16 protein-coding genes and 1 pseudogene are annotated in these 18,589 nt (G+C 63.8%); 8 read left to right on the plus strand and 9 right to left on the minus strand.

Annotation, left to right across the window (positions count from 1 at the left end):
• The first annotated feature begins 103 nt into the window (after positions 1-103).
• The 3 genes from A7A08_RS05645 (at position 104) to A7A08_RS05660 (ending at position 2,807) form a co-directional block, all read left to right on the plus strand.
• On the plus strand, positions 104-1,006 hold the full coding sequence (locus A7A08_RS05645; RefSeq protein ID WP_069094528.1) for a LolA family protein: 903 nt from the start codon (positions 104-106) through the stop codon (positions 1,004-1,006).
• A gap of 427 nt (positions 1,007-1,433) precedes the next feature.
• The gene (locus tag A7A08_RS16455; RefSeq protein ID WP_141693856.1) at positions 1,434-1,880 is read left to right on the plus strand and encodes a hypothetical protein; all 447 of its coding nucleotides are present in this window, start codon (positions 1,434-1,436) and stop codon (positions 1,878-1,880) included.
• Positions 1,881-1,988: 108 nt separating this feature from the next.
• Positions 1,989-2,807 (plus strand): exodeoxyribonuclease III, encoded by an 819-nt coding sequence (locus A7A08_RS05660; RefSeq protein ID WP_069094531.1) that lies wholly within the window; start codon positions 1,989-1,991, stop codon positions 2,805-2,807.
• Between the two features lie 31 nt (positions 2,808-2,838).
• Here the strand turns inward: A7A08_RS05660 and A7A08_RS05665 are convergent, their stop codons facing one another.
• Both A7A08_RS05665 and A7A08_RS05670 read right to left on the minus strand, forming a co-directional pair.
• Positions 2,839-3,516, minus strand: a complete 678-nt coding sequence (locus tag A7A08_RS05665) for a DJ-1/PfpI family protein (RefSeq protein WP_069094532.1) — start codon at positions 3,514-3,516, stop codon at positions 2,839-2,841.
• Positions 3,517-4,203: a response regulator transcription factor gene (locus A7A08_RS05670; RefSeq protein ID WP_069094533.1), complete on the minus strand. Its 687-nt coding sequence runs from the start codon at positions 4,201-4,203 to the stop codon at positions 3,517-3,519.
• A gap of 109 nt (positions 4,204-4,312) precedes the next feature.
• On the opposite strand from A7A08_RS05670, the gene A7A08_RS05675 reads away from it, so the two are divergent.
• Positions 4,313-4,837 carry a L,D-transpeptidase family protein gene (locus A7A08_RS05675; RefSeq protein ID WP_083226489.1) on the plus strand — a complete coding sequence of 175 codons (525 nt, stop codon included), beginning with the start codon at positions 4,313-4,315 and terminating at the stop codon, positions 4,835-4,837.
• Positions 4,838-4,846: 9 nt separating this feature from the next.
• Here A7A08_RS05675 and A7A08_RS05680 read toward each other — a convergent pair whose 3' ends face one another.
• Positions 4,847-5,539 carry a YggS family pyridoxal phosphate-dependent enzyme gene (locus A7A08_RS05680; protein WP_069094534.1) on the minus strand — a complete coding sequence of 231 codons (693 nt, stop codon included), beginning with the start codon at positions 5,537-5,539 and terminating at the stop codon, positions 4,847-4,849.
• A gap of 283 nt (positions 5,540-5,822) precedes the next feature.
• Between A7A08_RS05680 and leuS the strand changes: the two genes are divergently transcribed.
• Complete coding sequence (gene leuS, locus A7A08_RS05690; RefSeq protein ID WP_069094536.1) at positions 5,823-8,444, plus strand: leucine--tRNA ligase; 2,622 nt, start codon at positions 5,823-5,825, stop codon at positions 8,442-8,444.
• Positions 8,445-8,567: 123 nt separating this feature from the next.
• On the opposite strand, the gene A7A08_RS16170 is transcribed toward leuS, so the two are convergent.
• Positions 8,568-8,726: a hypothetical protein gene (locus A7A08_RS16170; RefSeq protein WP_169822930.1), complete on the minus strand. Its 159-nt coding sequence runs from the start codon at positions 8,724-8,726 to the stop codon at positions 8,568-8,570.
• 296 nt (positions 8,727-9,022) lie between these two features.
• Here A7A08_RS16170 and holA point away from each other — a divergent pair, with 296 nt between their 5' ends.
• On the plus strand, positions 9,023-10,027 hold the full coding sequence (holA, locus tag A7A08_RS05695) for a DNA polymerase III subunit delta (protein WP_069094537.1): 1,005 nt from the start codon (positions 9,023-9,025) through the stop codon (positions 10,025-10,027).
• A 30-nt stretch (positions 10,028-10,057) separates the two neighbouring features.
• On the opposite strand, the gene A7A08_RS05700 is transcribed toward holA, so the two are convergent.
• The 4 genes and pseudogenes from A7A08_RS05700 to mnmG form a co-directional block, all read right to left on the minus strand.
• A complete protein-coding gene (locus A7A08_RS05700) occupies positions 10,058-10,921 on the minus strand; it encodes a ParB/RepB/Spo0J family partition protein (RefSeq protein WP_069094538.1) in 864 nt (287 codons plus the stop codon).
• 98 nt (positions 10,922-11,019) lie between these two features.
• Positions 11,020-11,857 (minus strand): annotated as a pseudogene (locus tag A7A08_RS05705) (ParA family protein).
• Positions 11,854-12,546, minus strand: a complete 693-nt coding sequence (gene rsmG, locus A7A08_RS05710) for a 16S rRNA (guanine(527)-N(7))-methyltransferase RsmG (protein ID WP_245290825.1) — start codon at positions 12,544-12,546, stop codon at positions 11,854-11,856. Before rsmG ends, A7A08_RS05705 begins: the two are co-directional and overlap by 4 nt.
• Positions 12,543-14,462, minus strand: coding sequence for a tRNA uridine-5-carboxymethylaminomethyl(34) synthesis enzyme MnmG (gene mnmG / locus A7A08_RS05715; RefSeq protein WP_245290826.1), 1,920 nt, complete (start codon positions 14,460-14,462; stop codon positions 12,543-12,545). The genes rsmG and mnmG overlap by 4 nt, the downstream gene beginning before the upstream one ends.
• A 170-nt stretch (positions 14,463-14,632) precedes the next feature.
• Between mnmG and A7A08_RS05720 the strand changes: the two genes are divergently transcribed.
• Positions 14,633-15,076, plus strand: coding sequence for a VOC family protein (locus A7A08_RS05720; RefSeq protein WP_069094539.1), 444 nt, complete (start codon positions 14,633-14,635; stop codon positions 15,074-15,076).
• Positions 15,077-15,132: 56 nt separating this feature from the next.
• On the opposite strand, the gene mnmE is transcribed toward A7A08_RS05720, so the two are convergent.
• Positions 15,133-16,452 (minus strand): tRNA uridine-5-carboxymethylaminomethyl(34) synthesis GTPase MnmE, encoded by a 1,320-nt coding sequence (gene mnmE / locus A7A08_RS05725; RefSeq protein WP_083226490.1) that lies wholly within the window; start codon positions 16,450-16,452, stop codon positions 15,133-15,135.
• An 89-nt stretch (positions 16,453-16,541) separates the two neighbouring features.
• On the opposite strand from mnmE, the gene A7A08_RS05730 reads away from it, so the two are divergent.
• Positions 16,542-18,587, plus strand: coding sequence for a thioredoxin domain-containing protein (locus tag A7A08_RS05730; RefSeq protein ID WP_069094541.1), 2,046 nt, complete (start codon positions 16,542-16,544; stop codon positions 18,585-18,587).
• Positions 18,588-18,589: the final 2 nt, after the last annotated feature.

The following is an 18,589-nucleotide window of genomic DNA, read 5'->3' on the forward strand; positions in this document are numbered from 1 at the left end:
AAGGTTTTTTGCCGCGCCCCTCGCCTCGAAGTTGACCCTTTTTGGCGGAATCATTTATCGATTGACCGTGTGAGTTCCCGGCACGGGCCTGAGGGGATCCTTAATGAACCGCCGATACCGCTGGCTGTCCGCCAGCCTCGCCGCGACCCTATGCCTTGCGCTTCCCGGCGCTTCCGCGCTGGCGCAGGATCAGGGCACCACCGTGGTGCCGAAATCCGCGCCGAAAAAGCCGCGCGCCACGGCGACGGGGACAGTTCCCGCCGAGGGCGAGGCCTCCGGCGAAGGCGGCGCAAACGCGCTGCGCCCCGCGCAGGACATTCCGCCCATCGAACCCGACAAAGCTCCGCCGCCACCGCCCGTCGAAGCTGAAGCGCCTGCGGGCGAGATCGACAATGCCGAAGCCGATGCCGGCGCCGGCTGGGAAGCTGCCGTCGAGGAATCGGGTCCCCGTCCCCTGATCGGCGCGGAGCGCGAGCAGGCGATCGCGCGCGTCAACCAGTACTTCAACGAGATGGACAGCCTGCAGGGTACGTTCCGGCAGATCGATTCCGACAACAAGGTCGCCACGGGCCGCTTCTACGTGAAGCGGCCAGGCAAGCTGCGCTTCGATTATGCGCCGCCGAGCCCGCTGAAGATCGTCTCCGACGGCGCGTTCCTCGCCATCGAGGATTCCGATCTCAAGACGATCGAGAAATATCCGCTCAAGTCTACGCCGTTCCGGCTTCTGCTGGCGGACGACGTGAATCTAGGGCGCGACGCAAACGTGCTCGGCGTCTCGCGTGGCAAGGACGAGGTCGCAATTCAGCTGCAGGACCGGAAGGGCGGCACAGGCGGCGCGATCAAGCTGGTTTTCGAAACCGCTCCGGAGTTTCAGCTCTCGGAGTGGGTGATCACCGACGCCCAAGGTCTGACCACCCAGGTTACGCTCGACGATCTCGCGCCGGGCCGGAAGGTGGCGGCGGACTTCTTCAAGTCCAAGCAGCAGCCCTTCAACCCATATCGCTAGGGATATTGGGAGCGCCAGGCGGAAGCTTGAAGAAAACAGGCTGAATTTTCTGTTGAGGAATCAGACTGTTATTGAATTTCTTCGATCACTTTAACGCCACGTTAAAGTTTTTCTAAGGTACGCGTTGAAAAACGGCGCAACGCCCATTATTTCTGCCGAAGAAGCGACCACGTCGTCAAATCGGTAGTGCCCCCCCGTCTAGCCGAAGATGTGGTCGCTCGCACCGGCGTCCCTCCCGGTGCGTGCGCTGAGTAAGCGCTTCTAGCGCCCGGCCATGCGCAGCGGCCGGGCGCTTTCCTTTTGGGGACCCTTCAAAGCCGAATTTCCAATCAGCGCTGGATGTGGATGTGTTCGTCGTGGCGTGCCGCCCGGCGGCCCTGGGTGACGCCGTGCTGGATTTGACTGCCCTCCGGCGCTCGAAACTCAAGTGCATTCACAAGCCGTTGCAGCTTCGGGCTCGAGAGATATCGCACCTGCTTTTGCTGGGCGCCAGGGTGTCGCAAATGGTTTGCAGACTCAGGAGCCCCAACCTGTTAAGGTTTGGGGCAGCGGTTGCCGTTCCCCCGTCTCTGCGATTTGCCCAACACGGCGCCGCAACCAGGTAAGAGCAATGGCTTCCACGTTCCCCCCCGACGGAAGCATTTACGATGCTTCTTATTCGGAGGCTTTCGACTCCGACAAGCTCGACCTCGTTCAGCAGGCCTTCGACGCTGCATGGCTGGAGCTGAGCGCAGCGGGCTTCACTGCCGACGAAGCGACCGATGGCGATCTTCGTTCTCTGCTGGGCGAAAAGATCATGGCCTTGGCCGCGGCTGGCGAATTCGATAGCAATCAGCTGGTTTCGCGCGCGCTGAAGAGCTTTCGCGCGTTTTAGTCCACCGGCTTTCCCCAACATCATCCACAGAATTATAGGCTTCGGGTTGGCAGCACCCGCTGCGCCGGTCTAGAGACGTCGGGCCTTTCCCGCCGGAGCGTCTTCATCATGCAGTTTCGCCTCGCCACCTGGAACATCAATTCTGTGCGGCTGCGGCTCGACCTGATCGAGCGGCTTAACCGCGCCTATGCTCCGGATATTCTGTGCCTGCAGGAAATCAAATGCGTGGAGGAGCAGTTCCCGCGCGCGGCCATCGAGGCACTGGGCTTTCCTCACATCGCGGTGTGTGGGCAGAAGGGCTATAACGGCGTGGCCATTCTCTCGAAGATCCCGTTCAGCCCCGGCGACATGCGCGATGTCTGCGGCCGGGGTCATGCGCGCCACCTGTCGGTGAAGCTGGACGGACCGGCGGGACCTTCGCCGGTCGAGGTGCATAACCTCTATGTGCCGGCGGGCGGCGATATCCCGGATCCGGCGGTGAACGAGAAGTTCAAACACAAGCTGGACTATCTCGAGGCGATGGAGAGCTGGTTCTCAGGGCTGGGCAACCGCGACCGGAACCGCATGATCCTGGTGGGCGATCTGAACGTCGCGCCACTTGAGACCGATGTCTGGTCGCACAAGCAGCTTCTGAAGGTGGTCAGCCATACGCCGCCCGAGGTGGATCGGCTGAACCGGGTGCTGGCCGCCCACGAGTGGGTGGACGTGATGCGCCGTCACGTTCCGCCGGAAGAGAAGCTGTTCACCTGGTGGAGCTATCGCAACCGGGACTGGCGGAAATCCAATCGCGGGCGCCGGCTTGACCACGTGTGGACAACACCTGCGCTGGGCGATGCCGCCCATGGGATGACCGTGGCGAGCGAGGCGCGCGATTGGGAGAAGCCGTCGGACCATGTGCCGGTGATCACGGATTTCGCGATCGACTGAGCGCGCCCCGGCAGATCGGCGATCTCATTGGCTACCGGCGCTCAGCATATTCCTTTGCTAAGGCCTCTCGTTCTGAGCGGATGGCGGCGGTCTGCTGCTTGACCTTCTCCACCACCGGCTTTGACGCCGTTTCCGGAGATCCCGAATCGAAGGGCGGGGCCGGCGCGTATTCGAGCTGAAGCTGGATGGCTTCGGCTGTTTCACGGCCGGCGATCTCTTCCGCCAACGCCAGGCCGAAATCGATCCCCGCCGTGACGCCGCCGCCGGTCGCCAGATTGCCATCGATCACGTAGCGCGCATTCACGGGCTCCGCGCCGTAATCGCTCAGGAGATCGAGAGCGTTCCAATGGGTGGTGGCCCGTTTCCCCTCGAGCAATCCCGCGGCGCCGAGAACGAGCGCCCCAGTGCAGACCGAAGTGACGTAGCGCGCGCCGTCCGCCTGGCCGCGCAAAAAGGCGAGAGTCTGTTCGTCGGTCAGGAGCGCATTCACGCCGCGACCGCCGGGCACGCAGACGATATCGAGCTGCGGACTGTCGGACATCGAAACGGTCGGCTGGAGGACGAGGCCGGTGGCTGTGCGGACCGGGGAGGGATCCTTCGCGACGAGATAGAGCTCAGCACCGGGCAAGGAGGCAAACACCTCGTAAGGCCCGGTGAGGTCGAGCTGCTGTACATCCGGGAAGAGGAGGAAGCCGATCGCCAGCGCCATCTAAGGCACCAGCTTATAGCCGCCGGTCTCCGTCACCAGGATCTCGCTCTGGGCCGGGTCCTTCTCGATTTTGCGGCGCAGGCGATAGATATGGGTCTCCAGGGTATGGGTGGTGACACCTGCGTTGTAGCCCCAGACCTCATGCAGCAGGACATCTCGTGTGACGACCCGCTCACCGGCACGATAGAGATATTTCAGGATCGAGGTTTCTTTCTCGGTCAGCCTAATCTTGTCGCCGCCCTCGTCGACGAGAAGCTTGGCGGCAGGCTTGAAGCTATAGGGGCCGATGGTGAAGACGGCATCCTCGCTCTGCTCGTGCTGGCGGAGCTGGGCGCGGATGCGGGCCAGAAGCACAGCGAGCTTGAAGGGCTTCGTCACGTAATCGTTGGCGCCGGCATCGAGGCCGAGGATCGTGTCGGCATCCGAGGTCTGCCCCGTCAGCATGACGATGGGACCCTTGAAGCCACCGCGGCGCAGCAGCTTGCAGGTCTCGCGGCCATCGAGATCGGGAAGATTGACATCGAGAAGCACCAGGTCGACATGCTCCTCCTTGGCGCGCTTGAGACCTTCGGTGGCGGTCTCGGCGAGAAGGCTTTCGAACTCGTCGTGGAGGGCGAATTGCTCGCTCAACGAGTCGCGCATGCCTTCGTCATCGTCGATGATCAGAATTCTGCGCGCATTGCTCATGTGATTCTGCGGTTTTCGTTGACGTATCCTGTGAGTTGTAAGCGGAGCGGACCGCGGGAACAAGCGCGGCGGACCGCCTTACTGGGGATACTAGGGGTCAGATAATCAAATGGTTCAAAAGCGAATCCTGGTGACGCGCGCGCCTGGGGAGCAATCGAAGGGGCTGGTTCATCTGTCGAACGGTGTACGACCTTGCGCGCTCGGTGGATCAGGTCTGGGCGTATTGAAGCGGGAGGGCGACGGCCTCACCCCACTCGGCGTGTTCCCGCTTCGCCAGCTGCTCTATCGCGACGACCGGGTGATGCGGCCCCGTACCCTCATTCCCGTTCATGCAATCCGGGCAAGCGACGGCTGGAGCGACGACTCCGACGACCGGAACTACAATCGCATGATCGCTCTTCCCAGCCCCCGCAGCGCCGAGACGTTGAAACGCGAGGACCATCTCTACGATCTGGTTCTGGTCATGGGTTACAACGACTGTCCCCGGGTGCGCGGCAGGGGCAGCGCGGTCTTCATCCATCTCGCGCGGCCGGAATACACACCTACCGAGGGTTGTATCGCTCTTTCGAAACGTGACTTTCTGGCGCTGCTCCGCGAAGTCGGGCCGGGGACCCGGATCGAAGTCCGCGGCTAGTCTCAGTCATCAAGGGTACTCGCGGGCGCCGAAGATGGCGGTGCCGACGCGTACGTACGTGGCGCCGAACTGCACGGCCTTCTCGTAATCGCCGCTCATCCCCATGCTGAGCTCGGGCAGGTCGAGGGTCTTGGCGAGCTTGTCGAGAAGGGCGAAGTGCAATGCCGGCTCCTCATCCAGGGGCGGGATGCACATCAGGCCGGCGATCTCCAGGCCCAGCTCGTCGCGGCACATCTTCACGAAGTCGGCCACCTCGGCCGGCGGAATGCCCGCCTTCTGCGGCTCCTCCCCGGTGTTCACCTGGACGAGAAGCTTCGGGGTCCGCCCCTGCTCCTCCATCTCCTTGGCAATGTGCCTCGCGATCTTCTCCCGGTCGACGCTCTGGATGCAGTCGGCGATGGCGACGGCGTCCTTCACCTTATTAGATTGCAGCGGCCCGATGATGTGGAGCTCGATGTCTGGGTGGCACTCTTTGAGTTCGGGGAACTTGCCTTGCGCTTCCTGGACGCGGTTCTCGCCGAAGATGCGCTGGCCAGCGGCGATCGCTTCCTCGACCGCTTCGGCCGGATGGGTCTTTGAGACCGCGATAAGCTTCACGCTTTCCGGTTCGCGGCCACACGTCTTCGCAGCGGTGGCGATGTCGCCCCGGACTTCAGCCAGGCGGCTGGCGATGGTGCTCTGTGTCGATGAGGCGGAAGACATGTCTCGTTCTACTCGGCGTCATGCCCGGTCTCGAACCGGGCTCCAGGGCGTCTGGCATGGAGCAAGCAGCTCTGGATTGCCGGGTCAAGCCCGGCAATGACGACAGAGAAGGTTGATAGGTGGAGGCAGGGCTACTGGATCCCGGCTTCCGCCGGGATGACGGCTGAAGATTGGCCAGACACCTACTCCGCTTATCGCGGAGCGATGCCGCAGCTTGACCGCCCGGCTCATTTAGGGTCGATTGCCCGGCAAATCTCAATGCTGATCGACGGACAGAAATAGCATGGCAGCGGAGCGTTACGACGCGGCGGCGCGGGAGCGCTATTGGCAGGAAAAGTGGGACGAATCTGCGGTTTTTGCTGCCGATGAGGCGGACCCGCGGCCGAAATATTACGTCCTGGAGATGTTCCCCTATCCGTCGGGGCGCATCCATATCGGCCATACGCGCAACTACACGATGGGCGACGTGGTGGCTCGGTTCATGCGCGCCCGTGGCCACAACGTGCTCCATCCCATGGGCTGGGACGCGTTCGGAATGCCGGCGGAGAACGCGGCCATCGAACGCGGCATCCATCCAGGCGAATGGACCTACGACAATATCGCGACCATGCGCGATCAGCTCAAGCTGATGGGGTTCTCCATCGACTGGTCCCGCGAGCTCGCCACCTGCGACGTCGAATACTACGCCCAGCAGCAGAGCCTGTTTGTCGATCTGCTCGAAGCCGGGCTGGTGGAGCGGAAGACGCGCAAGGTGAACTGGGATCCGGTGGATCAGACGGTGCTCGCCAACGAGCAGGTGATCGACGGCAAGGGCTGGCGCTCCGGCGCACCGGTCGAGCAGCGCGAGCTGGCCCAGTGGTTCTTCAAGATTACCGAATTCGCCGACGAGCTGCTTGAAGGGCTGGAGTCCCTGGAGCGCTGGCCGGAGAAGGTGCGGCTCATGCAGTCGAACTGGATCGGCCGGTCCGAGGGCATGCTGGTGCTGTTCGAAACGATCGCCGAAACGGCGCCCGAAAACGTACCCACGATCCAGGTCTTCACCACCCGGCCCGATACGCTGTTCGGGGCAAGCTTCCTCGCCATCGCCGCGGACCATCCGCTCGCGAGCGCGGTCGGCCAGGCCGACAAGACGGCGGCCGACTTCATCGCCGAATGCCAGCGCCACGGCACGAGCGCGGCGGAGCTGGAGACCTTGGAGAAGCAGGGTTACGACACGGGCGTGCGCGTGGCGCATCCGGTGATCGAGGGTGCCACCCTGCCCGTCTACATCGCCAACTTCATTCTCTCGGAATACGGCACCGGCGCGATCTTCGGCTGTCCGGCCCACGACCAGCGCGACCTAGAATTCGCCCGGAAATATGACTTGCCGGTCACGCCCGTTGTGCTGCCGCCGAATGAGGACGAGGGGAGTTTCGCCATCGGCGACGAGGCCTATACGGGCGACGGCACCATGATCAATTCCGACTTCCTGAACGGGATGGATGTGCCGGCCGCCAAAGCCGCGATGAGCGATCGGCTGGAGCAGCAGACGGTGCGCAACATCCAACAGGGCGAACGCAAGATCCAGTTCCGCCTACGCGACTGGGGCATTTCGCGGCAGCGCTATTGGGGCTGCCCGATACCGATGATCCATTGCGAGACGTGCGGGATTGTTCCGGTGCCGAAGGACACTCTGCCGGTGGAGCTGCCCAACGACGTCTCGTTCGACAAGCCCGGCAACCCGCTCGATCATCATCCGAGCTGGAAGATCGTGACCTGCCCCTCCTGCGGCGGCGATGCACGGCGCGAGACGGACACCATGGATACGTTCGTGGATTCGTCGTGGTACTTCGCCCGCTTCACCGCGCCGCGGGCGGAAACGCCGACCGTGCCCGAGGTGGCCGACGAATGGCTGCCGGTCGACCAGTATATCGGGGGCATCGAGCACGCGATCCTGCATCTGCTCTACGCCCGCTTCTTCACCCGGGCCATGCACCGCACCGGACATGTGGGGCTCGACGAGCCGTTCGCCGGGCTGTTCACCCAAGGCATGGTGACCCACGAAACCTACCGGACGAAGGACGGCCAGTGGGTCGAGCCCGGCTTGGTGCGCATCGAGGACAGCGAGGGCGACCGCAAGGCGGTCCACGCCGAGACCGGCGAGGAAATCGCCATCGGCGCCCTGGAGAAGATGTCGAAATCCAAGAAGAACACGGTTGGTCCGGAGGAGATCGTCGGCCAGTACGGTGCCGATACCGCCCGCTGGTTCATGCTGTCCGACACGCCGCCGGAGCGGGACATCCAGTGGACGGAATCCGGCGTCGAGGGCAGCTATCGCTTCCTGCAGCGCGTATGGCGGATGACCGGCGAGGTGGCGGCCCTGGGCGATGCGCCGTCCGACGTACCGAAAGACATCAGCGAGACGGCGGCGGAGCTGCGGCGCACGACCCATAAGACGATTGCGGCGGTGACAGCCTCGATCGAGAATCTCCGCTTCAATTCCGCGGTGGCTCAGATCTACGAGCTGTCGAACGCCCTCTCCGCCGCCTTGAACAAGGCCGGCAAGTCGCTTGATGCCGGGATGCATTTCGCGCTCGGCGAGGCAACGAGGACACTCGCGCGACTGGCTGCCCCAATGGTGCCGCATCTTGCGGAAGAATGCTGGGCCATGCTCGGCCATCACGGGCTTTTGACCGAAGAATCCTGGCCGTCGCCCGATCCGGCGCTGGTCGTCGACGACCAGGTGACCATCGCGGTGCAGGTCAACGGCAAGAGGCGAGACGAATTGACGATTGCACGAGACGCCTCAAAAGAAGATATTGAGGCAGCAGCGCTTAAACTGGAAAATGTTGCGCGCGCCATCGGGGGCAGGGAAATCAAGAAGATCGTTGTCGTGCCGCAGAGGATCGTCAATGTCGTGGCGTAACCGCCATACATCCCGCGAAATCCGCGGCCGGTCCATTCGCGCTTTGGGCCGGACGGCGCTGACGCTTGCCTTGCTGGCCGGGGCCGGGCTCGCCTTGAGCGCCTGCGGCGGAGTTCGCCCGCTCTACGGCACCTCCGCCAGCGGCGAATCCACCAAAGCGATGATGGCGGCGGTGGAGATCTCGCCGATTCCGGGCCGCGTCGGGCAGCATGTGCGCAACGAGCTCATCTTCGATACGACGGGCGGCGGATACAAGGCGCCGAGCCGGTACAAGCTCAACATCGTGCTCCGTCAGAATGTGACCAAGGAGATGGTGCTCCGGAGCGGCGATGCGACGGGTGAGGTGGTGACCTTGCAGGCCTCCTACGAGCTCATCAACATCGCCGACAATCAGGTCATGCATCGCGGCAGCGCCATCGGGCGGGCCGCCTACGACCGTTACGACAAGACGTTCTCCACGTCCGGGCCCAGTACAATGCCGAGGACCGGGCCGCCAACACGGTGGCGGAGAGTATCCGCACCCAGATCGCGGCTTATCTCGCCACCTCGACCTGATCCCGAAGTCCGGGGCGCATTTCATGGTCGCCGTCAAATCTTCCGGCGTTTCCCGGTTTCTCAAATCGCCCGATCCTTCCTGCAGGGCAGTGCTCGTCTATGGACCGGACACCGGGCTGGTTTCGGAGCGGGCCGCAACGCTGCAGAAGCATTTCGCACATGGGGCCGTCGAGGCGGAGGTTATCCGTCTGGACGATCGCGACTTCGCCGAGATGGACGGACGTCTTTCGGTCGAGCTCGGGACAATGCCCATGTTCTCCGACCGGAAGGTCGTGCGCGTGGCAGCCGGCGCGCGGCTCAATCCGGACGAGTTGAAGGCCGCTCTCGCCGAACCCCCGGAAGCGGCGCTCATCATCGAAGCCGGCAACCTTCGTCCCGACTCCGCGATTCGCAAGCTGTTCGAGAAGTTGCCGCACGCCGCCGCGCTTCCCTGTTATGCGGAAGAGAGAAATCTCGGCGCCCTGATCGATGAGGAATTGTCGGCCGCCAAGCTCAATATCGATCGGGAGACCCGCAGCTACCTGATGGACCGGCTCGGCGCCGATCAGGCTCTGTCGCGCTCGGAGATCGACAAGCTCATTCTCTACGCTCGCGGTAAGGACCGGATCGGACCCGACGATATCGACGCGGTGGTCGGCGACAGCGCCGAAGTGGCCGTGGAGAATTTCGTCTATCTCGTGAGCGCGGGCGATTCCCGCGGTGCCATCCGCCAGCTTTCCAGGCTGGCCGGGGCAGGGACGCCGCCCCAGGTGGCGCTGGCCGCGCTTGGACGGCATTTCACAAAGCTGCACATGGTCGCCGCTGCGGAATCGTCCAGCGGCTCCGCCGAGTCGGCGCTCCGGAAAATTCGGCCCCCCATACATTTCAAGCGCCGGGACGCTTTCGTGCGAGATAGCCGCCGCTGGGGGGCGCAGCGGCTCCAGGCGGCGCTGCCGCGGATCCAGGAAGCGGTGATGAAGGCACGCCTTTCGCCACCGCTGGAACAGGCCCACGCGGAGAGGCTGGTCCTCGCGCTACGTGCGCGATAGTGACTTTATTGTTTTAAATCAACGACTTAGCTATCGGAGAAGGCGCGATCGTACGTCTTCCAGCTGCTCGAGGGTGGCGTAGCGGATGCGAAGCTCGCCCTTCTCGCCCTTGCCGGGCCTAAGCTCCACCTTGAGGCCGAGAACTTCCTTCAGCTCTTCTTCGGCGGCCCGGGTGTCGGGGTCTTTCGCCTTTGCGGCTTTGCCTGAGCCGCCTTTAGACTGGCCGGCATTCTGGACCATCGCTTCGGTCTGGCGGACCGACAGCCCTTCCTTCACGACCCGGGCGGCAAGCAGCTCCGCATCGGGGCGGCCGATGAGCGCGCGGGCGTGGCCGGCGGAGAGGTCGCCGTTGGCGACATAGCGGCGGACGGCTTCCGGCAGCTTCAGCAGGCGCAGGGTATTGGCGAGGTGGCTGCGGCTCTTGCCGATGACCCGCGAGAGATCCTCCTGGGTATAGCCGTGGCCGTCCATGAGGGAGCGGTAGCCCTCCGCCTCCTCGATGGCGTTGAGGTCCTCGCGCTGGACGTTCTCGATGATGGCAAGCTCGACCGATTCCTGATCGGTCAGCGACCGAATGACGACCGGCACCTCATGCAAGTTCGCCTTCTGTGCCGCGCGCCAGCGCCGCTCGCCCGCCACGATCTCGTAGCTGTCGCTGCCTTCCTTCGGACGCACGATGAGCGGCTGCACGAGGCCGCGCTCGCGGATCGAATCCGTGAGCTCGGCGAGATGCTCGTCGTCGAAATGACGGCGGGGGTTAAACTTGCTCGCCTTCAGAGAAGAGAGCGGCAGCATGCGCTGATCTTCGATCTTGGTGAAATCGGCCTCGACGCCGTCGCCCAGCAGGGAGGTCAGGCCCCGGCCCAGCCGCTTCTTCTGAGTGCTCGCTGTCATGATCTTCTTGCCGCCGAACCGGCGTCTCCTCCGCTTGCCCCGAGAACCTTCTTCCGGGGCGATCCTCTACGCCGCAACTGACTTCACTTGCCGCCGTCTCATGCCGCCCGCATCCGCCGCTCACGCTCGATCACCTCGGAGGCGAGCTTGATATAGGCTGGCTGCCGGCGCAGCGGTAATCATAGAGCAGCACCGGCTTACCGTGAGAGGGCGATTCCGCGACCCGAACATTGCGCGGAATGACCGTCGAATAGACCTTGTCGCCGAGCACCCGGCGGACGTCGTCGACCACTTGGTCGGAGAGTGCGGTGCGCTGGTCGTACATGGTGAGCACCACGCCATGGATGTGGAGCTTCGGGTTCAGGCGCCCGCGGATCTCCTCCACCGTGCTCAGGAGCTGGGCCAGACCTTCGAGAGCGAAGAACTCGCACTGGAGCGGCACGAGCACAGCGTCTGCCGCGGCAAGCGCATTCACCGTGAGAAGGTTCAAGCTCGGCGGCAGTCGATCAGCACATAGGTGGTGCGCTCCTCCGGATCCTCGGCGGCGGTCATGGCCGCGATTGCGTCGCGCAGACGATAATGCCGTCCGCTCGCCATGCCCGTCTCGCGTTCGAATGCCATCAGATCGATCGTGGCCGGGGAGATTGTCAGTCCGGGAACGGTCGTCTGGAAGCGCGCATCCTTCAGGGTGCCGGTCCCGCTCATGACTTCGAAAGTGGATACGGTGCGGTCCTCGGCGCCGACGCCCGTGGACGCATTGCCCTGAGGGTCGAGGTCGATGATGAGAACGCGTTCGCCGACCGCGGCGAGGGCAGTGCCAAGATTGATGGCCGTCGTCGTCTTGCCGACGCCGCCCTTCTGATTGGCGAGGGCCAGAACGCGGGTGCGCGGTGCGGATCCGTTTCCGCCGCCGCCGAATTTGGGAAAGCCGATCATCGGCGGGCCGCCTTCCGGTTAATGGCTCGAAGACCGGACACGTCCACGATGCTCGACTCCTTGGATGTGAGGCTCGGATGGGTTTCGCTTTCGAAACGCCACTCGGCCTTTGCGTCTTCAATTTCCTTGCCGGCATCCCGGCCTTTCAGGAACAGCCCTCGTGTATCGTCTCCGAAGAGCGGCTCAGCGAGCCCGAGCAATTTGGGCAGGGGCGCGAGCGCGCGGGCGGAGATGACCTGGGGTGCTTCAGATAGGCTGCTTCTGCGGAAATTTTCAATCCGCACGGGATGGATCTCCACAGGGGCCTCGGTCGCATCGGCGACTTCTTGAAGAAAGCGGCATTTCCGCTGATTGCTCTCGATCAGATGCATTTGGAAGTCCGGCTCGTCTGATTTCAGGATCGCCACCACGAGTCCGGGGAAGCCCGCCCCAGAGCCCAAATCCAGCCAGAGTCGGGCTTGCGGCGCAAGCGAAGTTAACTGGGCAGAGTCGGCGAAATGCCGCGTCCAGACGTCGGGAAGCGTCGATTTTGCGACGAGATTCGTCCAGCTCTGCCACTCGTGGAGGAGCTCCAGATAGCGCTCCAGCCTGTGGATAGTTTCACGTGAAACATCAAAGGCTTTCGCGAAGGCATCGGGACCGTCCACAGCGGCTGTGGATTCCGAAGCCGCAGAGATGTCTTCGCTCACGCGGATTTCGCTTCGGCGGGCGCGCTTTTCGCTGCCTTCGCCTGGCGCTTTACATGGGCCAGGATCAGCATCAGCGCGGCGGGCGTCATTCCGTCGAGCCGCGCCGCCTGTCCGAGGCTTTCCGGCCGGCGTTTCTGCAGCTTCTCGCGCAGTTCGTTGGAGAGACCGCTGATGGTCTCGTACATGAAGTCCGGCGGGATCGCGATAGCCTCATCCTTGCGGAAGGCGGCGATGTCGTCTTCCTGGCGAGCGAGATAGACGGCATACCGGGCGTCAGTGGCCAGCTGCTCGGCAATCGTCTGATCGAGGCTATTCAGCTCCGGCCAAAGCGCGGTGAGGTCGCGGAACGAGATGTCCGGATAAGACAGAAGATCAAAGGCGCTCCGCTTCTTGCCATCCTGATTGAGCTTCAGTCCCGCCTTCGTCGCCGCGCTTGGGCTGATGACGAGGGACTTCAGAAGAGCTTCGCCGTCGGTCAGCGCCATGCGCTTCTGCTCAAACGCGGCGGCGCGTTCTTCTCCGACGCAGCCGATGCGGATGCCCATCGGTGTGAGGCGCTGATCGGCGTTGTCGGCGCGAAGGGCCAGGCGGTATTCGGCGCGGGAGGTGAACATACGATAGGGCTCGCTGACACCCCGGGTCACCAGGTCGTCGATCATCACCCCGAGATAGCCGTCGGCGCGGGTGACGATGAAGGGCTCGGTCTGTCCGCGCGCCGTCAGCGCCGCGTTGATGCCGGCGACGAGGCCTTGCGCGCCCGCCTCCTCGTATCCGGTCGTGCCGTTGATCTGCCCGGCCAGGAAGAGACCCGGCGCGGCCTTCACTTCGAGACTGGCGCGCAGCTCCCGCGGATCGACATAGTCGTACTCAATGGCGTAGCCGGGCCGTTTCACGTGAACATTCTCGAGCCCCGGGATCGTCCTCAGGAAGGCGTGCTGCACCTCCTCCGGAAGCGACGTCGAGATGCCATTCGGATAGATCGTGTCGTCGTCGAGACCTTCGGGCTCGAGGAAGATCTGGTGCGCGGCCCGGTCTTTGAAGCGGACGATCTTGTCCTCAATGGACGGACAGTAGCGCGGTCCGACGCTCTCGATATCACCGGAATAGACGGCGGAGCGATCTAGGTTCGCGGCGATGACCTTGTGGGTCTCTTCGGTGGTGTAGGTGATGTGGCAAACGGTCTGGGGCGTCTGGATGGACTGGGTCAGGAATGAGAATGGAACGGGCGGCTCGTCTCCTGCCTGAACATCGAGCCTCGACCAATCGATCGTATCCCTGTCGAGACGGGGCGGAGTGCCGGTCTTCAGGCGGCCCATCTGAAGACCGAGCCCGTAGAGCCGCTCGGACAGACCGAGGGCAGGGGCCTCGCCCATACGGCCGGCGGGGATCTTCTGTTCGCCGATATGGATCAGCCCGCGCAGGAAGGTGCCCGTGGTCAGGACCACGGCCTTCGCTCGGAAGGTCCGACCGTCTTCGGTGATGACGCCGGCGATGCGGCCATCCTGGACGATCACGTCATCGACGGCGCCCTCGATCACTTCGAGATTCTGCGTCTCCGCGATCGCAGCCTGCATGGCCTCGCGATAGAGCCTGCGGTCGGCCTGGGCACGGGGGCCCTGCACGGCGGCGCCCTTACTCCGATTGAGGAGCCGGAACTGGATGCCCGCCTTGTCGGCGACGCGGCCCATGAGGCCGTCAAGCGCATCGATCTCACGGACCAAATGCCCCTTGCCCAAACCGCCGATGGCAGGATTGCAGGACATCTCTCCGATGGTCGAGTGCTTATGGGTCAGCAGCGCGGTATGCGCGCCCATGCGCGCGGCAGCGGCCGCGGCTTCACAGCCGGCATGGCCGCCGCCGATAACGACGACGTCGAAGCTGCTCTTCTCGTCCATTCGCTGGTCGTCCCGGATCATGGGTCGAACGCCATCTCGTCTGTCTCAAGGGATCTAGCGCAGGAGATAGCGCGTTGCGGCACCCGATACAATCAGCCGCCGTTTGCAGCCGGGGTTTGCGGCAATTTTCGCAGGCGCCATTCGCCTGACCGTTGCTAAGCTGGAGGCTTCGGTCGGAAGGGGAACGCTGAATGGTGAAACATACGCTGCCGCCGGGGACACCCGTGCTTCAACCCTATCTCGTGGTGAGCGATCCGGATCGCCTCATCAACTTCATTCGCACGGTCTTCGGGGGGACGGAGGCCATGCGCATCCATCGCCCGGACGGGACGGTGATGCATGCCGAAGTCCGCATCGGGAATTCGGGGGTGATGGTCGGCGGCGCAACGGAGCAGGACCCGGCGCGTCACACCATGTTGCATGTCTACGTGGCCGATCTGGAGGGCACGTTCGCGACCGCCTATGCCCACGGGGCGGAGCAGATCGCACCGCCGATGGAAGCCGGGGACGGGGACCGTCGCGGCGGTTTCAAAGATCCGTTCGGAAACGAATGGTGGGTCGCGGCGCGCATCGAAACCCTGAAGGCGGTTGAGATCGAGAAGCGGCTTCGGGAAAAGGCGCCGGCGTCCAGCTGAGGCGATGTTTCACGTGAATCATTCGGGACCGGTCTGCACGGATTGTTTCACGTGAATCATTTTCCGATGCAGAACTCACCGAAGATGGCGCCGAGGATCTCTTCAACATCGATATAGCCCGTGAGCCGGCCAATATGACGCCCCGCAACGCGAAGCTCTTCCGCAGCGAGTTCCGCGGCAGAGTCCTCCTCGATGAATCTCCCCAGGGCGGACGCCGCGGCCTCGATCTCGGTACGGTGGCGGGCGCGGGTGATGGCCGGCGGCTCGCCGGCCGCTTCGAGACCCTCACCGGCGCGGTCCTTCAACACGTCCAGTAGCCTCTCCAAGCCGGTACCGGACTTGGCAGAGATAGCAATCGCATCCGAACCACCCGGGCCGTCTGCCTGATCGATCTTGTTCAGGACGGGAAGGGGGGAGAGGGCTTCCAAATCGCTCGGCGGGTCGGGCTGCGGGTCGGTGGCGTCGATGAGCCAGATCACCAGATCGGCCTCGGCAGCGCGGGACCGGGCCCGCCGCATACCTTCAGATTCGATCTCTCCACCCCCTTCTCGAAGGCCGGCCGTGTCGGTGAGGATCACAGGCAAACCGTCGAGATCCAGATGGACCTCCACCAGATCCCGCGTCGTGCCCGCCTCGGCCGATACGATGGCGACGTCCCTCGCGGCAATGGCATTCAGAAGGCTCGACTTCCCAGCGTTGGGCGGTCCGGCAATGACGATACGGAAGCCGTCACGAAGGCGCTCCCCCGAACGCTTCTGAAGCTCGCCTGTCAGCTCCTCGAGAAGGGCGGCTGCCTCGCCCTTTGCCTGGGCCATCGCATCGCCCGCCACATCGTCCTCGTCAGAAAAATCGATGCTCGCCTCGGCGAGGGCCTGAGCGCGGAGGAGACGCATTCGCCAATCAGACGCGTGCGTCCGCAGGGACCCTTCCGCTTGGGTCAGCGCTTGCTTCGCCTGGGCGGCCGTTTCCGCGTTGATGAGATCGGCCAATCCCTCCACAGCGCTGAGATCGAGCTTGCCATTCTCGAAGGCACGGGACGCGAACTCACCAGGCTCCGCCAGCCGCACACCGGGCCACGTTAACGAAGCATTAACCACGTTCGCCGTTACCGCCCTCCCGCCATGGATTTGGAGCTCTGCCATATCTTCGCCGGTGAAACTCGCAGGCGCAGGAAACCAGAGGACCAAACCGCGGTCTAGCAAGGAACCGGTGGCGGGGTCTGTCAGTCTCCTCAAGGCGGCGTATCGCGGCTCGGGAAGGCCGCCCGAGAGCGCGGTCACCACGTCGCCGGTGGCAGGTCCGGAGATCCGCAGCAAGGCGATCGCCGAACGGCCCTGGCCGCTGGCGAGGGCGATGATGGTGTCGGTGGTCTTCATTCGAAGCGGCAATTCATTTTCGTCGCGAGAGCCCAACTGAAGCGCGGCAGAGGTTACCCTGTCCTCAATCCATTCACGACAGGAGCATCATGACAGACGCTACACCCCATAACCGCCTTGGCGCGGAAACCAGCCCGTATCTGCTGCAGCATCAGGACAATCCTGTCCACTGGTGGCCGTGGGGCGACGACGCGCTGACTCACGCCAAGGAGACGGGCAAACCCATCCTCCTGTCGGTCGGCTACGCGGCCTGCCATTGGTGCCACGTCATGGCCCATGAGAGCTTCGAGGACGACCAGGTCGCCGCGGTCATGAACCAGCTCTTCGTCAACATCAAGGTCGACCGCGAGGAGCGGCCGGACGTCGATACGGTCTACATGACAGCGCTGCATCAGCTCGGCGAGCAGGGGGGCTGGCCACTCACGATGTTCCTCACACCCGACGGCGAGCCATTCTGGGGCGGAACGTACTTTCCGAAGGAGCCGCGTTTCGGCCGGCCCGGCTTCACCCATGTGCTGAAGGAAATCGCCCGCATCTATTCGGAGGAGCCCGATAAGATCCGGCAGAATGCCGACGCCCTCAAACAGCGTCTGCAGCCGACCGCGCCCCAGAAGGCGGGCGCGCCGAACGAACCGCTGCTGGAGGACCTATCCAGCCGGTTCGCGCAGGCGGTGGATCCGGAGAATGGCGGGTTGCAGGGCGCGCCGAAATTTCCGCAGGTCTCGTTCTTCTCATTCCTCTGGCGGACGGGTCTCCGCTACGGCAACGACCAGTCCCTCGCCGCCGTCCGGCTTACCCTCGACCATATTGCGCAAGGCGGGATCTACGATCATCTCGGCGGCGGCTTCGCTCGCTACACGGTCGACGACAAATGGCTCGTGCCGCATTTCGAAAAGATGCTGTACGACAACGCGCTCCTGCTCGACCTCATGACGGAAGCCTGGCGCGAAACGAAGTCGCCGCTCTATGCCGCGCGGATCGCCGAGACGATCGGCTGGCTGCAGCGCGAGATGACCGTCGACGGGGGCGGTTTCGCCGCCTCGCTTGATGCGGACAGCGAAGGCGAGGAGGGCAGGTTCTACGTCTGGACCAAGGACGAAATCGAAGAGGCGCTGGAGCTGGAAGAGGCGGTGCTGTTTTGCGGCGTGTACGATGTCCGCGTCGGCGGAAACTGGGAGGGCAAATCGATCCTCAATCGCCTCGACGCCATCGAGCCCATGGAAGGAGACGTGGAAGCGAAGCTCGCCGAGATACGCGCAAAGCTCTTCGCCAAACGCTCCGAGCGGGTACGGCCCGGCTTCGACGATAAGGTGCTCGCCGATTGGAACGGACTGATGATCGCGAGCCTAGCGCGGGCTGGAGAGGCGTTCGGGAAGGATGCTTGGATCGATGCGGCCAAGCGAGCCTTTCATTTCGTGTGCGAGAAGATGGAGATCGACGGGCGTCTGCTGCACGCCTATCGGGACGGCAAGGCGAAGGCCCCGGCAGCGGCGACCGACTACGCCAATATGATCGGCGCCGCTCTGGCGCTGGCGTCAGTGACGGGCGAGACCGAGTATCTCGACCGGGCGAGAGGGTGGGTCGATGTGCTTGACCGCCACTACTGGGCCGACGAGATGGCCGGTTACTATTTCGCCGCAGACGATACGACCGATCTGATCGTGCGCCCGCTCAACGCCCATGACGACGCGACGCCGAACGCCAACCCGACAATGATCGGAAACCTCATGGCGCTCTATCTGTGGACCGGCGAGGAGCGTTACCGGGAGCGGGCGGAAGCGATCCTGAATTTCTTCTCCGGCGCCGCCGCCCAGAACGCCGTCGCCCATGCCGGTCTTCTGACGGCCACGATCGATGCGATGGCGCCGGCGCATGTTGTCCTTGTGGAGCCGGAGCCCGGGAGCGCAAGTGGCTTTCGCGATGCGCTGCGGGCGGTCTCTCTGCCAGGTGCGGTGGTGCAAACCGTCGGCGAGGATGCCGCGCTGCCGGAGAGCTCGCCAGCCCACGGAAAGACGGCGGTCGATGGAAAGCCGACCGCCTATGTCTGCGTCGGTCCGCTCTGCTCGCCGCTGGTCACGGAGCCTGCGAAGCTTGTCGAGGCCATCAAGACGGCTCGCGAAGTGCGGCCGGTCTAGGT

The sequence above is a fragment of the Methyloligella halotolerans genome, from assembly GCF_001708935.1.
Lineage (GTDB): Bacteria > Pseudomonadota > Alphaproteobacteria > Rhizobiales > Methyloligellaceae > Methyloligella > Methyloligella halotolerans.

Bases quoted from the DNA above. Each gene is read 5' to 3' on its own strand.
- A7A08_RS05645 (WP_069094528.1), top strand. From the start codon at position 104: ATGAACCGCCGATACCGCTGGCTGTCCGCCAGCCTCGCCGCGACCCTA.
- A7A08_RS05660 (WP_069094531.1), top strand. From the start codon at position 1,989: ATGCAGTTTCGCCTCGCCACCTGGAACATCAATTCTGTGCGGCTGCGG.
- A7A08_RS05665 (WP_069094532.1), bottom strand. From the start codon at position 3,516: ATGGCGCTGGCGATCGGCTTCCTCCTCTTCCCGGATGTACAGCAGCTC.
- A7A08_RS05670 (WP_069094533.1), bottom strand. From the start codon at position 4,203: ATGAGCAATGCGCGCAGAATTCTGATCATCGACGATGACGAAGGCATG.
- A7A08_RS05675 (WP_083226489.1), top strand. From the start codon at position 4,313: ATGGTTCAAAAGCGAATCCTGGTGACGCGCGCGCCTGGGGAGCAATCG.
- A7A08_RS05680 (WP_069094534.1), bottom strand. From the start codon at position 5,539: ATGTCTTCCGCCTCATCGACACAGAGCACCATCGCCAGCCGCCTGGCT.
- leuS (WP_069094536.1), top strand. From the start codon at position 5,823: ATGGCAGCGGAGCGTTACGACGCGGCGGCGCGGGAGCGCTATTGGCAG.
- A7A08_RS16170 (WP_169822930.1), bottom strand. From the start codon at position 8,726: ATGTTGAGCTTGTACCGGCTCGGCGCCTTGTATCCGCCGCCCGTCGTA.
- holA (WP_069094537.1), top strand. From the start codon at position 9,023: ATGGTCGCCGTCAAATCTTCCGGCGTTTCCCGGTTTCTCAAATCGCCC.
- A7A08_RS05700 (WP_069094538.1), bottom strand. From the start codon at position 10,921: ATGACAGCGAGCACTCAGAAGAAGCGGCTGGGCCGGGGCCTGACCTCC.
- mnmG (WP_245290826.1), bottom strand. From the start codon at position 14,462: ATGATCCGGGACGACCAGCGAATGGACGAGAAGAGCAGCTTCGACGTC.
- A7A08_RS05720 (WP_069094539.1), top strand. From the start codon at position 14,633: ATGGTGAAACATACGCTGCCGCCGGGGACACCCGTGCTTCAACCCTAT.
- mnmE (WP_083226490.1), bottom strand. From the start codon at position 16,452: ATGAAGACCACCGACACCATCATCGCCCTCGCCAGCGGCCAGGGCCGT.
- A7A08_RS05730 (WP_069094541.1), top strand. From the start codon at position 16,542: ATGACAGACGCTACACCCCATAACCGCCTTGGCGCGGAAACCAGCCCG.